Raw genomic sequence first — 12,051 nt, 5'->3', positions numbered from 1 at the left:
CGCAAGCCATCAGCTCGGGTTTTCGTCGCTGTGCCAGACTGCGCAAAGCGACCGCTCGCCAACCCGCAGCAAGCGCGAAAGCGTGGCGGCGGTGGCAATGGAATCCCCCCGGTCGATGCAGGTCACGACATCTGTGGCAACGCGGGTCATGGCCAGCATCCCGATCTGGTCACCCACCGCGATCAACGTCCTGGTGTTCTTGCGCAATGCCACCAGTTTCTTGTCATGATACAGGTCCGAACAATGCGACAGCCGCAGCGCGATGTCCTCCAGCGCCCGGCACAGAATGTCTTCGGCATCGGCTTCGCCCAACTGGCGATAGAGCGCGTTCAGCCGTGTTTGATCGACGCATACGTTTTCCATAGGTTTCATTTGCAGAACCAGCATAGTCTCACCCCTTGATCAGCCCCCACGGCTGTGGCGTGACTATGCCGTGCAAGTGTTTGAAAAGGGTTGCCGCGCCCTACCTTTTCGCTCGAATTCGCCATTGATTTGGTCTAACTCTGCGGGACCGAAAACAAAGGGATCAGCGCGATGAACAGGGCAAAACCACTGCCGGGCTACCTGATACAGCGGTATCACGGCTGGAAAGCAACGAGCTATGCGGACAACGCATCTTGGTATCGCAGGCTGGCCGACGAGGGCCAGCGGCCACGGGCGATGGTGATCTCATGTTGTGACAGCCGGGTGCATGTGACCTCGATCTTCGGGGCCGATCAGGGCGAATTCTTCATCCATCGCAATATCGCCAACCTTGTTCCGCCCTATGAACCCGATGGCGATCATCACGGCACCTCGGCGGCGGTGGAATATGCGGTGCGGGTGCTGAAAGTCGCCCATCTGATCGTGCTGGGCCATTCCAACTGCGGTGGCGTCAAGGGCTGTATCGACATGTGTCAGGGCAACGCCCCCGAGATGGAGGCGAAAGACAGCTTCGTTGGCCGCTGGATGGACATCCTGCGCCCCAAGTATGAAGAGGTCTCCAAACTGCCCGATGGGGTGGAACAGGAACGTCAGCTGGAAAAACTGGCGGTGATGACATCGCTTGAGAACCTGATGACATTTCCCTTTGTCGCGGAGCTGGTCCAGAGCGGCCAGTTGACGATGCACGGCCTCTGGACCGACATCGGCGAAGGCGGGCTGGAATACTACAGCGCGGAAAGCAAGCGTTTCCAGCCGGTATAACCGGGGCGGCGTATCGGGCAGGCGCCACTGGCGCCCGCCCTGTCTCTTATCTCAGGACCATGCCATCGGGCCAGTTCAGCTCTTGCTGGATCTCGATTTCGCTGGTTTCACCGGCCGCCACGTCGATGTTCCATTGCAGCACCCCGCGCTGATCCTCGACGTTGGTCTCATCCGGTTCCGGGGTCGCGCTCCACTGGATGACCAGGTCATCCTGAATGGTATAGGGAACGGCCGCCTGAACCTCGACGTCCCAATCGGTTGTACCCAGATTCTCGATGTCCACGCGGACCCGCTGACGCTGGGCATTGGACCGGCTGATGATGCCGCGATCGCCTTCGGACTGGTTCAGGATCGTATAGGTCAGTTGCAGGTCCTCGATGGGGCCAAAGGGGACATCCCCCTCGCCGCCTGCTGGAACCTGCGGGAAGGGCGCGCGCCCGACCAGCGTGTTGTCGATGTAAAGCGCCGCCTCATTCGCCGCCAGCAGGGGTTCTTGCGTGGTATTGGTGAATTCGGCCATCAGATAGGCCGTGGTGTCGAATGCCGGGGCTGCATGGGCATAGCGGCGCGCGTCAAAGCTGAGCTGGTCCAGATTGACCCGGGTCGCGTCGACGCCACTGGCCAGATCAAGCGGGCGCGCCACGGTGTAGGTCACACCCGGCCCGTCAAAGGAGGTCGCGACACTGTCGTTGAACCTGACCGCCGATTCCATGACAGGTGCCGCTGCATCCATGCTGCCGCCTTCCTTGCGCAGGGAGGCCAAGGGGCGCGGCGGCTCAGGCTCTTCGATCCGGCGCAGTACCGGCGCCACGATGCTGGGGCTGATCTGTGATGCGGGTGCCAGCGTCGAAAGGGTGACTGCCACATCCTCCCAGTTCTCGCCGCTGTACTGCGCGATCATGGCCCCCCGGGTGATTTCCAACGTCGAAGGATCCTGGCCCCGCAGGTAAAGGTCATAGACCGGCCGCCAGCCTGCATCGACGGGATAGCTCAGGGACAGGGTCAGCTCGGCCTCGGCCTCGGCTGTGACGGACAGGGTCAGCTGCGACACTTCCTTGGCCGGCGGCGTGAGCGCGGCAAGGGCGGCTTTCGCGTCGTTCAGTTCCTTGTCCAGATCCTCGCGGTCTCTCTCGATGTCCCGGGCGCGCTGCTGCGCCACAAGGGCGGCCTGCCGGGCGGCCAGTGTCTCGGTTTCGACCATCCGGGCGATATCGCTCAGGGTTGTCACATCGCTTGGCAGCCCCTCGTTTGTGCCCAGAGCCCCCAGAAAGCCGACCTTTGCCTCTGCTGCTGCAGCGGCAAGACGGGCCTCCGCAACCCGGTCTTCAAGATCGGTGATCGCGCGTTCGGCGGCCTTGATCCGGTCCTTTGCTTCGGTGATTGCCGCGCTGTCGGTATCGGGACGCGGGGGAATGGCAGAGGAACGGAATTGCGTCGCCCCAAGGCGCGCGCCATCCAGGCTGACCCGCAGCATGTCGCCCTGCAGCCAGGCAGGCAGGTCGGGCAGGATGACCTCATGCGTGCCCGCAGGAACGCTAAAGGCGACCTCGCGCGTGACCTGCGCGCCGTAGCCGTAGACGACCGCGGCGGTGGGGGCACTGGCAAGGGTGAAAGTGTCGGCCTGGGCCATGACGGGCAGGCCCAGGAGGCATGCAGCAACAATACGCATCGGGTAATCCCTGTGATCAAAAACTGATCATATTGTGCAAGTCTGCCAGGCAAAAGAAAAGGGGCCACAAGGCCCCTCATCCCGGTCAAAGCGAAAGCCCGCCTACCCTTTTTTCAGAACCTCACGGCCCAGCAGTTCAGCGATTTGTACCGCGTTCAGGGCGGCACCCTTGCGCAGGTTGTCGCTGACGCACCACAGGTTCAGACCGTTGTCGATGGTGCTGTCCTGACGGATGCGGCTGATGAACGTCGCGAAATCGCCTACGCATTCGATCGGTGTGACGTAACCGCCGTCCTCGCGCTTGTCGATCACCATAATCCCGGGTGCCTCGCGCAGGATGTCGCGGGCTTCATCCTCGTCCAGGTGATCCTCGAATTCGATGTTGATCGCTTCGGAATGGCCCACGAAGACCGGCACGCGCACGCAGGTTGCCGTGACCTTGATCTTTGGGTCCACGATCTTCTTGGTCTCGGCGACCATCTTCCATTCTTCCTTGGTCGATCCGTCTTCCATGAAGACGTCGATATGCGGAATCACGTTGAAGGCGATCTGCTTGGTGAACTTGCGCGCAGGCTTGTCATCGACCGGGTTGTAGATCGACTTGGTCTGATCCCAGAGTTCGTCGATGCCTTCCTTGCCCGCACCGGACACGGATTGATAGGTGCTGACCACCACCCGTTTGATCGTCGCGCGGTCATGCAGCGGCTTGAGCGCCACAACCATCTGCGCGGTCGAACAGTTCGGGTTGGCGATGATATTGCGCTTTGCGTAATCATGGATCGCCTGCGGGTTCACCTCGGGCACGATCAGCGGCACATCCGAATCGTAGCGGTAGAGCGACGAGTTGTCGATCACCACGCAGCCGGCCTTGGCGGCGCTGGGCGCGTATTTCTTGGTCGCGTCGGACCCCACGGCGAAAAGCGCCATGTCCCAGCCCGTGAAGTCGAACGTGTCCAGATCCTTGCATTTGAGCGTCTTGTCCCCATAGCTGACTTCCGTACCCATGGACTTGCGGCTGGCCAGGGCCACGATCTCATCCACGGGGAACTGGCGCTCGGCCAGAATGTTCAGCATTTCGCGGCCCACATTGCCTGTGGCGCCCACGACGGCGACGCGATAACCCATCTGAATTCTCCAATGTTATATGTGATGGTGGCTGCCCTTTATCCCGCCTGTCGGCAAAGGGAAAGGGCTGCGCGATATGCAAGCCCTCAGGCGGTGCGGTCGCTGCTGAAAAGGTACACCAGCAGCCCCGCGACCAGGCAGCTGCCCAGCAGGACAAAGACCATCGCATAAGGCAGCACCACATCACCCGTGCCCGCGTAGTTGTGATAGACGCGGGCAGAGGCGAATTGCAGGATGCCGACCCCGCCGATGCTGAAAAGGTTGAGCATGGTCACCCCCCGCCCGATCAGATGCGGCGGCAGAAAACTGCGCCCATGTGCCATGATCACGGCATAACCGCTGCCAAAGAAGCCGATGACACAGATCAGCCCCACCGACAGGGCCAGCGAATGCGCGGGCAGCAAGATTACGGCAAAGGTTGTGAAGCTGGTGACCATTGCACCGCCCGCCAGCATCCATTTGCGCGAGGGAAAGAGCCGGTCGACAAAGCCGTAGAACAGAGTGCCTGCGATCATCGCGGTGCCCATCAGCAGGCTGGCAACGCCCACCGCGCTGGTGCCCGCCCCGAACACATCCGTCAGGTAGGGACCGATCCAGAGGCCCCGCACCGCGCCCGGCAGCGCATAGTTGACGCCCATCAGCGGAAAGATGAACCAGAGCGCCCGCAGCCTGAAAAGCTCTGCCAGCGATCCTTTGCTTTCGCCTTCAACCTTGGCAGGGTCCCTGACCCACAGATAGATCGACAAGGCCACCAGCGCGCAAAGGCCACCCAGCCCCCAGAGCGAGTTGCGCCAGCCCAGCAGTTCCGCCGAGAGCGCCATCGGATAGGAGGCCACGAGGTTGCCCAGGCTGCCGACCCCGACCATGACCGACGCCAGGAGGGCAAACCGCATCGGCGGGTATTCGCGGGCGAAGATATAGTAGGAGGCCATCAGCACCGGCGCGCAGCCGAAGCCGATCAGCGTCATGGCGATGGTGATATGCAGCGGGCTGGTGGCCAGTGCAAACACGGCTGCCCCGCCGCCGCCCCCGAGCAGAAGCAGCCCGGCGGCAGTCCGGCGGGGGCCGATGCTGTCCAGCGCCGCGCCGATCGGGATCTGGGCCGCCGCAAAGGCCGCGAACCACATGCCGGAGGCCAGCGCGAGATCATCGGGCGTGGCGCCGATGTCCTGCTCAAGAAGCTTGGCAAGAACCGCCAGGAAGGCGCGAAAGAACTGGCTCAGCACATAGGCGAGCGCCAACAGGATCAAACCAATATGCATCAGTCGCGGGGTATCCATTTCCGCGCCAGAGCCTGCGCGTTTTGGCTGAGCAGCAGGACATCGGCACCGACTGCAACGAACTGCGCGCCTGCCGCCAGGGCGTCATTTGTCATTTCGTCCCGGGTGGAGAGGATCCCAGGGGCCTTGCCTGCCGCCTTGATCCGGCGCAGGGCGTCCATGATTGCGGCCTGGACATCCGGATGCTGGGCATTGCCCATATGCCCCATGTCCGCCGCCAGATCGGCCGGTCCGATAAAGACCCCGTCCACTCCTTCGACCGCGAGGATGTCATCAAGCGCGGCCATCCCCTTGCGGTTCTCGACCTGGAGCAAAAGGCAGATCTGCGCATCGGCAGTGGTGCCGTAGTCGGTGATCCGGGAAAAGCGTGCTGCACGGGTCAGGGAATATCCGACACCCCTGTCGCCGTGGGGCGGATAGGTCACATCGCGTACCAGCTGCCGCGCCTGCTCGGCGCTTTCGACCATCGGAACCAGAATGGTCTGCGCGCCTGCGTCCAGCATCTGTTTCATCAGATAGGTTTCGCCCACCGGGACCCGGACAATCGGGTGACTGGGCGAGGCGGCAAGGACCTGTAGCTGGGCCAGGATCGACCGCAGGTCGTTGGGCGCATGTTCGCCATCAATCAAAAGCCAGTCGAACCCGGCGGTGCCCATCAGTTCCGCGCTGAAGGTGTCGGCAAGGCCAAGCCAGCAGCCAAAGACGGTTTCGCCCGCGCTGAGGGCCTGTTTGAACGGGTTCACGGGTACGGGCATGATGAGGATCCTTGCAGTTTCTGCCGGACCCTACGCCGTGTCGCGTGGTCTTGACCAGAGGCTGCGCATGCGGGCGCGGCTCTCATCCGGGTGGCGGGGTCAGATGACCTTGATCACGTCCTTGTCGATGGCCAGCATGTAGCCGCGCCGCGCGATGTTCTTGACCAGCAGTTCGCTGACGATCTGGTTGCCCAGCGTGTCGCGCAGCCGCTTGATCCGGGTGGCCCCCGCAGCCTCGTCGCAATCGGCGGCGTTGCGGCCGGAAATGACCCCTTCGATCTCGGAGCCGGACAACACGTCGTCGTCCATCCGGGCCTCGGCCAGCACGCTCATGGTTTCCATCGCCGCATCGGTCAGCTTGAAGCCGAGGTTGTTGAGGTAGACGGTATTCTCTTCGCGGCTGATCAGCAGCGAATTCACCTGGATCCCCGCCCGCTCGATCTGGGCCATGCGGCGGTTGAAGCCGACCAGCATGATCAGAAAGACCAGCGCAGCCACCAGCATCGCGGTGGCAAAGACCAGCAGCACAAAGATCACCATGCGGTAGCTGTTGAGCGTTTCGGAAAAGGCCGTGCCGGATTGTGCCAGAATCTCCAGCAGCTTGATCTCCGTCCCGGAAGTCAGATCGTCGTTCTCGACAAAGATGCGTGTGACTTCGGCGTTGAAGGCATTGGCATCGGGCAGGGACCAGAACAGCAGCCCTGCCGCGATCAGCAAGGCCGCGACAATTGCGGTGATCCCGGCACCCACGATGCGGCCGCCAAAGCGGCGCATGTCAGAAGCGGAGGTAGTTTGATCCTGCACTGTCTCTCCTCTGTGCCAACCCGTCCTCACCAAAGACCGACAGGATATTGAGCAGGGTCCAGCCCTGCGCCGAAAGCCGGGCGGAAAGCTCCGCCTTGGCGGCGCCTGCATTGCAGGCCCCGTTGATCTGCGCAACGCCGTAATGCAGGCGCAGCGGGTTGTCTTGCTTGGCCTTGTAATCGGCATAACACCCGGCCGCCGAGGCGGGCAGGGCGGCAGCGATCAGGGCCGCGGACAGAAAGGAAAGGATGAGGTGTTTCATGCTATATCTCTGCGCCTTTGTGCGCTGATATTCAATATCCAAAGGGGGTTAGCGCAGCTGTTATCCAATAACATCCCCCTGATATTGCCTGTCTGAGCCCCCTGACCCCAGGTTGATCCCATCAGCAGGCGACACCCGTCTGCGCCCTCAAAAAGGATCAGACACATGTATCGCCGCTTTATCGCTACCATCGCTGCCGCATCCATCGCGATCACCGCCATGGGCGCCATTCCCGCCCATGCCGGCGACCGCGACACCGTGCGGGCCCTTGCCGCCATTCTTGGCGTTGCCGTCGTGGGCAAGATCATTCACGACAACAACAAGAAGAAACGCGCCAATCACCAGCCCGCGCCGGTCTATGACCACCCGCGCAGCGCGCCGCCGCGCTATCATCCGCCGCGTGGCGTCCAGCCGCACCACAATCCGCCCCGCTATCATCCGCAGCCGCGCCCGCTGCCGCGTCATGTGAACAACAAGCTGCTGCCCAAGCAGTGCTTCCAAAGTTTCGACACGCGTCGCGGCACGATCCGGATGTTCGGCGAACGCTGCCTGCAGCGCAACTTTCGCCACGTGAAATCCCTGCCCCAGAACTGCCACTACAAGTTCGGGACCCCGAACGGCCTGCGCAGCGGCTTTGAAGCGCGCTGCCTGCGGGATGCGGGATACAGATTGGCCCGCGGGTAAAACCGCAGGCCATACCCCGCAGGCCAGGTCCCTGACCTGCGGGAAACTGGGGGAGGTGTTCGGGCACTTCCCCCACCTTTTTCAAACAGCCAGCAGATGATTTCAGACGGTCCGGGCCTTGCGGCGCGGGCCGTCTTGGGTTTTGGAGGGATCATGATTCCGGATTACTCATTTGAACAGGCAGCCCGGGGCCGGGGATTCCTTCGGATCGCCGGGGTGGACGAGGTCGGTCGTGGCCCCCTGGCCGGTCCTGTCACCGCAGCCGCAGTGGTGCTGGACCCCGCGCGCATCCCCGAGGGGCTGAACGATTCCAAGAAACTGACCAAGCGGGCCCGCGCGCGCCTCTATGAAGAGCTCATGCAGGTGGCCGATGTCAGCATCGCCCATGCCAGTGTGGAGGAGATCGACAGGCTCAACATCCTGCGGGCCAGCCACCTGGCGATGATGCGCGCCCTGGCTGGTCTGAAAATCCCTGCGGATTACGCCCTGATCGACGGCAACATGCTGCCCCGCGATCTGACCCTCCCGGCGGAGGCGATCATCAAGGGCGACGCCCGTTCCCAGAGCATTTCGGCCGCCTCAATCATGGCTAAAACATGTCGAGATTGTGTCATGTTGTCCCTGGCGCAACAGCATCCCGGATATGGTTGGGAGACCAACATGGGATATGGATCAAAAAGCCACATGATGGCGCTTCAAAATCTTGGTGTGACCCCACACCATAGACGTTCGTTCAAGCCCGTACACAATATGTTGTAGCAAGGTAATTTCTTAAGCATTTGATTCAAAAAAGAAATTGACCGCGATTCGCCTTTGACTCATCCTGATGCTCAACCAACGAGTGCAAAATGCACCGGGCACAGAGGCAGAATTGATGAAGACCATGACAAAGGGTGCGGTGGCACTTCCCTTGAACGAAATCCTTGCGGGTGATTGCATCGACGTGATGAATGCCCTGCCGGAGAACAGTGTTGATCTGATCTTTGCGGACCCGCCCTATAACCTGCAACTGCGCGGCGATCTGGTGCGTCCCGACAATTCCAAGGTGGATGCGGTCGATGACGAATGGGATCAATTTGCCAGTTTTGCCGTCTACGACAAATTCACCCGGGCCTGGCTGAAGGCCGCCCGCCGCCTGCTGAAACCCAACGGGGCGATCTGGGTGATCGGCAGCTATCACAATATTTTCCGTGTTGGTGCAGCGCTGCAGGATGAGGGTTTCTGGATCCTCAATGACGTGGTCTGGCGCAAGTCCAATCCGATGCCGAATTTCCGGGGCAAGCGGTTCACCAATGCCCATGAGACGATGATCTGGGCCGGCAAGGACGAGAATGCGAAATATACCTTCAACTACGAGGCGCTGAAGGCGCTGAACGAAGGCATCCAGATGCGCAGTGACTGGGTGCTGCCGATCTGCACCGGGCATGAGCGGCTCAAGGACGAAGCGGGCGACAAGGCGCATCCGACGCAAAAGCCCGAAAGCCTGCTGCATCGCATTCTGGTCGGATCGACCAATCCGGGCGACGTGGTGCTTGACCCCTTCTTTGGCACCGGGACCACGGGTGCGGTCGCCAAGATGCTGGGCCGCGATTTCATCGGCATCGAGCGCGAGGAATCCTATCGCAAGGTGGCCGGCAAACGCATCGCCAATGTACGCCGCTTCGACCGCGACGCGCTGCAGACCACAACCTCCAAACGCGCCGAGCCCCGTGTGCCCTTTGGCCAGTTGGTCGAGCGGGGGATGCTGCGCCCGGGCGAGAACCTCTATTCCATGAACAACCGTCACAAGGCCAAGGTGCGCGCCGATGGCACGCTGATCGGCGATGACATCAAAGGTTCTATCCACCAGGTCGGAGCGCATCTTGAGGGCGCGCCAAGCTGTAACGGCTGGACCTACTGGTGCTTCAAGCGCGAGGGCAAGACCGTGCCGATCGACGTCTTGCGCCAGCAGATCCGCTCCGAAATGGCGAACTGAAACACCTTCACCTTATCCGAACACCGCCGGTGCCTGCGGCCTTCCAGATGAAGGTCCGCCTATAAGGGCACTCACCTTAGCCCCGCCCTTGTGGCGGGGCCTTTTTTGTTTGACGGCGCACGCCCGCATCATGGCAGAAAACCACCCTGCCCATCGGAGAAATCGCGCCAGATCTTTTCACCGACCTGGCAATCGCGCGGATCCCGGGCCTGTGCCGGGATCACCCGTGCCGCCGGGGTCAGCCCCGCGATTTCCAACACCAGTTTGCGTTTCACCGCATCCGCAAAATCGGGCCAGTCGGTGACCGGGATGACAAAGGCACCCGGTCCCCCGATGACGCAGGTCTGGTAATAGATGTCGAGCTGCGGCAGGTCGAACTGCGAATAGGCGCCGTCGCTGGTCATCAGCGGCAGCCCGTTGATGGTGATGCCCCGCGCAAGAACCGCATCCCTGGCAAGGGCCACCGGGCCGCCAAGGTTGTTGGGGCCATCCCCGGAAATGTCGATCACCCGGCGCAGACCGGCATAGGCGTTGGTCTCGATCAGCTCCGCGCCGAATTGCAGCGCGCCCGAGATCGAGGTGCGGCGCAGGCCGGGATCAAGTTTGGCCGTCAGCCGCCGCGCAAAATCGGCCAGATCGGCGCGCGAGGTAACAACACGCCAATCCACCACGACCTGCTGTGTTCCGGCCCATTCCACATAGATCAGGGCGACGTTCTGAAGCAGGCCGGACTGCACCGCCGCAAAGACTTCGGAAGACCCGAGCGCCGCGGCATAGCCCCGGCGTTGCAGCTCAAGTTCCGCCTGGGACATGGAGCGGGAGACATCGACCAGCAGGACCAGTTCAAGGTCCACTTCAACCACCTGCGTCTGGGCAACTGCGGTGCGAAAGCCGCCCGACATGCAGGCAAGAACCAGGGCCAGCAGGCCGGGAATCAGGCGAAGGCGACAGAGCATTCCGAAACGTTAAATCGTTTCGGGATAAACTTGAAACATCCCACATCACTTTTCGCGTTCGACCGAAGGGAGAGGCAGCGAACAAGTGATTCAGATTTATCCCGAAACGTTAGGAAGTCACCCTGCCTGTGTAAATTGCCCCTTGCCTGACATCACGGTCATTTCATCCGGGCTCAGCGCGGTTCGGGTGTGCTGTGCCTGTTGTAGGGCGTCCAGTCGGTGATCTCGGGATAATACATTGCCCGCCATTTGCGGACCCTCGGGTTCATGATGCGCCGCCAAAGTGGCGGGATCATCGCCGCCAGCGTCATCACCGGATAGCCATGGGGCAGTTGCGGTGCTTCATCAGGGCCATAGTTCTGCAGGACGGGAAACCGCCTGTCGGGTTTGTAATGGTGGTCGGAATGACGCTGCAGATTGATCAGCAGCCAGTTCGATGCCCTATGCGCCGCGTTCCAGGAGTGGCGCGGCTGGACATGTTCATATCTGCCGTCGCCCAGATGCTTGCGGGTCAGCCCGTAGTGCTCAATGTAGTTGACCAGTTCCAACTGCCAGATCGCCACCCCCGCCTGCACCAGGAACAGCACCAGCCCGGACCAGCCGCCCAGCAACAGGGCCAGCGCCAGCAGCGCGGCCTGAAACCCCCAGTATTTGAAGAACGGGTTGGAAAGGTCGGTCCAGGGCAGGGACTTGCGCGCCAGCATCGCCTTTTCTGCCGCAAAGGCCGAGATCAGCGATTCACGCAGCACACGGGGATAGAAGCGGTGGAACCCTTCGTTGTACCGCGCCGTCACCGTATCGCGCGGTGTTGCCACATAGCGGTGGTGCACCAGCAGGTGTTCGGACCGGAAATGCGAATAAAGCACCATCGCCAGAAGGGCATCCGCCAGAAACCGCTCCAGCCGGTTCCGCTGGTGCATCAGCTCATGGGCATAGTTGATCCCTATGGTGCCGGTGATCACACCGACCCCGAAAAAGACCATGAAGCGTTCGAAGGTGCCAAGGTGCTCGGCCTGCGGGACGTACCAGATCAGCCCGAACAGCGTCAGGAATTGTGCAGGAACCCAGATCAGGGTGACAAGCCGATACCAGAACAGGTCGCTTTCCGAGGCAGAGAGGTCTGCGTTGTCCAGGTTCAGCCCCACGACAGCATCCAGCAGCGTGAACAGATACCATGTGATCAGCGGCAGCAGGACAACCGTCCACCCCCCGCAGATCGCCGTGATCCATGCCAGCGGGATCAGCCCCAGCGACAGCCAGAACGGCAGCGCCCGCGTCACGCGGGCAAGCTCCCTTGGCGCTAAGGTTTTACCTTGTATGGTCATGGTATCGGTTCTCTTTTCGCAATTGGACCCT

At 61.6% G+C, this 12,051-nt stretch carries 13 protein-coding genes; 4 read left to right on the top strand and 9 right to left on the bottom strand.

Translation table 11 applies throughout. The features are described 5' to 3' along the window. Positions 1-9 precede the first annotated feature (9 nt). The gene (locus PVW51_RS01500; protein ID WP_274573316.1) at positions 10-387 is read right to left on the bottom strand and encodes a hypothetical protein; all 378 of its coding nucleotides are present in this window, start codon (positions 385-387) and stop codon (positions 10-12) included. Between the two features lie 147 nt (positions 388-534). Between PVW51_RS01500 and PVW51_RS01495 the strand changes: the two genes are divergently transcribed. After that, the gene (locus PVW51_RS01495) at positions 535-1,185 is read left to right on the top strand and encodes a carbonic anhydrase (RefSeq protein ID WP_269363396.1); all 651 of its coding nucleotides are present in this window, start codon (positions 535-537) and stop codon (positions 1,183-1,185) included. 46 nt (positions 1,186-1,231) lie between these two features. On the opposite strand, the gene PVW51_RS01490 is transcribed toward PVW51_RS01495, so the two are convergent. The 6 genes from PVW51_RS01490 to PVW51_RS01465 form a co-directional block, all read right to left on the bottom strand. After that, complete coding sequence (locus PVW51_RS01490) at positions 1,232-2,854, bottom strand: DUF4139 domain-containing protein (protein WP_274573315.1); 1,623 nt, start codon at positions 2,852-2,854, stop codon at positions 1,232-1,234. A 102-nt stretch (positions 2,855-2,956) separates the two neighbouring features. Then, positions 2,957-3,979, bottom strand: a complete 1,023-nt coding sequence (locus PVW51_RS01485; protein ID WP_114276074.1) for an aspartate-semialdehyde dehydrogenase — start codon at positions 3,977-3,979, stop codon at positions 2,957-2,959. Between the two features lie 86 nt (positions 3,980-4,065). Next, positions 4,066-5,241 (bottom strand): MFS transporter, encoded by a 1,176-nt coding sequence (locus PVW51_RS01480; RefSeq protein ID WP_274573314.1) that lies wholly within the window; start codon positions 5,239-5,241, stop codon positions 4,066-4,068. Next, complete coding sequence (locus PVW51_RS01475; RefSeq protein ID WP_269363402.1) at positions 5,241-6,014, bottom strand: HpcH/HpaI aldolase/citrate lyase family protein; 774 nt, start codon at positions 6,012-6,014, stop codon at positions 5,241-5,243. Before PVW51_RS01475 ends, PVW51_RS01480 begins: the two co-directional genes overlap by 1 nt. 99 nt (positions 6,015-6,113) lie before the next feature. Continuing rightward, a complete protein-coding gene (locus PVW51_RS01470; RefSeq protein ID WP_067290416.1) occupies positions 6,114-6,788 on the bottom strand; it encodes a winged helix-turn-helix domain-containing protein in 675 nt (224 codons plus the stop codon). Between the two features lies 1 nt (position 6,789). Beyond that, positions 6,790-7,080 (bottom strand): hypothetical protein, encoded by a 291-nt coding sequence (locus tag PVW51_RS01465; RefSeq protein ID WP_269363404.1) that lies wholly within the window; start codon positions 7,078-7,080, stop codon positions 6,790-6,792. 165 nt (positions 7,081-7,245) lie between these two features. On the opposite strand from PVW51_RS01465, the gene PVW51_RS01460 reads away from it, so the two are divergent. The 3 genes from PVW51_RS01460 (at position 7,246) to PVW51_RS01450 (ending at position 9,739) form a co-directional block, all read left to right on the top strand. Then, complete coding sequence (locus tag PVW51_RS01460) at positions 7,246-7,764, top strand: hypothetical protein (RefSeq protein ID WP_274573313.1); 519 nt, start codon at positions 7,246-7,248, stop codon at positions 7,762-7,764. A gap of 153 nt (positions 7,765-7,917) precedes the next feature. Next, positions 7,918-8,523: a ribonuclease HII gene (locus PVW51_RS01455; RefSeq protein WP_274573312.1), complete on the top strand. Its 606-nt coding sequence runs from the start codon at positions 7,918-7,920 to the stop codon at positions 8,521-8,523. A gap of 115 nt (positions 8,524-8,638) precedes the next feature. Then, positions 8,639-9,739 carry a site-specific DNA-methyltransferase gene (locus PVW51_RS01450; protein ID WP_269363409.1) on the top strand — a complete coding sequence of 367 codons (1,101 nt, stop codon included), beginning with the start codon at positions 8,639-8,641 and terminating at the stop codon, positions 9,737-9,739. 128 nt (positions 9,740-9,867) lie between these two features. Here the strand turns inward: PVW51_RS01450 and PVW51_RS01445 are convergent, their stop codons facing one another. Both PVW51_RS01445 and PVW51_RS01440 read right to left on the bottom strand, forming a co-directional pair. Further along, positions 9,868-10,695, bottom strand: coding sequence for a DUF1194 domain-containing protein (locus tag PVW51_RS01445; protein WP_274573311.1), 828 nt, complete (start codon positions 10,693-10,695; stop codon positions 9,868-9,870). A 173-nt stretch (positions 10,696-10,868) separates the two neighbouring features. After that, on the bottom strand, positions 10,869-12,020 hold the full coding sequence (locus tag PVW51_RS01440) for an alkane 1-monooxygenase (protein ID WP_274573310.1): 1,152 nt from the start codon (positions 12,018-12,020) through the stop codon (positions 10,869-10,871). Positions 12,021-12,051: the final 31 nt, after the last annotated feature.

It is taken from the genome of Sulfitobacter sp. PR48, assembly GCF_028807335.1.
Classification (GTDB): domain Bacteria; phylum Pseudomonadota; class Alphaproteobacteria; order Rhodobacterales; family Rhodobacteraceae; genus Sulfitobacter.
Note: the sequence above shows the minus strand (reverse complement) of the source record. Positions and strands in the feature narration are given on the sequence as shown.

Excerpts from the sequence above, each read along its gene's own strand:
- PVW51_RS01500 (WP_274573316.1), bottom strand. The coding sequence starts at position 387 with ATGCTGGTTCTGCAAATGAAACCTATGGAAAACGTATGCGTCGATCAA.
- PVW51_RS01495 (WP_269363396.1), top strand. The coding sequence starts at position 535 with ATGAACAGGGCAAAACCACTGCCGGGCTACCTGATACAGCGGTATCAC.
- PVW51_RS01490 (WP_274573315.1), bottom strand. The coding sequence starts at position 2,854 with ATGCGTATTGTTGCTGCATGCCTCCTGGGCCTGCCCGTCATGGCCCAG.
- PVW51_RS01485 (WP_114276074.1), bottom strand. The coding sequence starts at position 3,979 with ATGGGTTATCGCGTCGCCGTCGTGGGCGCCACAGGCAATGTGGGCCGC.
- PVW51_RS01480 (WP_274573314.1), bottom strand. The coding sequence starts at position 5,241 with ATGCATATTGGTTTGATCCTGTTGGCGCTCGCCTATGTGCTGAGCCAG.
- PVW51_RS01475 (WP_269363402.1), bottom strand. The coding sequence starts at position 6,014 with ATGCCCGTACCCGTGAACCCGTTCAAACAGGCCCTCAGCGCGGGCGAA.
- PVW51_RS01470 (WP_067290416.1), bottom strand. The coding sequence starts at position 6,788 with ATGCGCCGCTTTGGCGGCCGCATCGTGGGTGCCGGGATCACCGCAATT.
- PVW51_RS01465 (WP_269363404.1), bottom strand. The coding sequence starts at position 7,080 with ATGAAACACCTCATCCTTTCCTTTCTGTCCGCGGCCCTGATCGCTGCC.
- PVW51_RS01460 (WP_274573313.1), top strand. The coding sequence starts at position 7,246 with ATGTATCGCCGCTTTATCGCTACCATCGCTGCCGCATCCATCGCGATC.
- PVW51_RS01455 (WP_274573312.1), top strand. The coding sequence starts at position 7,918 with ATGATTCCGGATTACTCATTTGAACAGGCAGCCCGGGGCCGGGGATTC.
- PVW51_RS01450 (WP_269363409.1), top strand. The coding sequence starts at position 8,639 with ATGAAGACCATGACAAAGGGTGCGGTGGCACTTCCCTTGAACGAAATC.
- PVW51_RS01445 (WP_274573311.1), bottom strand. The coding sequence starts at position 10,695 with ATGCTCTGTCGCCTTCGCCTGATTCCCGGCCTGCTGGCCCTGGTTCTT.
- PVW51_RS01440 (WP_274573310.1), bottom strand. The coding sequence starts at position 12,020 with ATGACCATACAAGGTAAAACCTTAGCGCCAAGGGAGCTTGCCCGCGTG.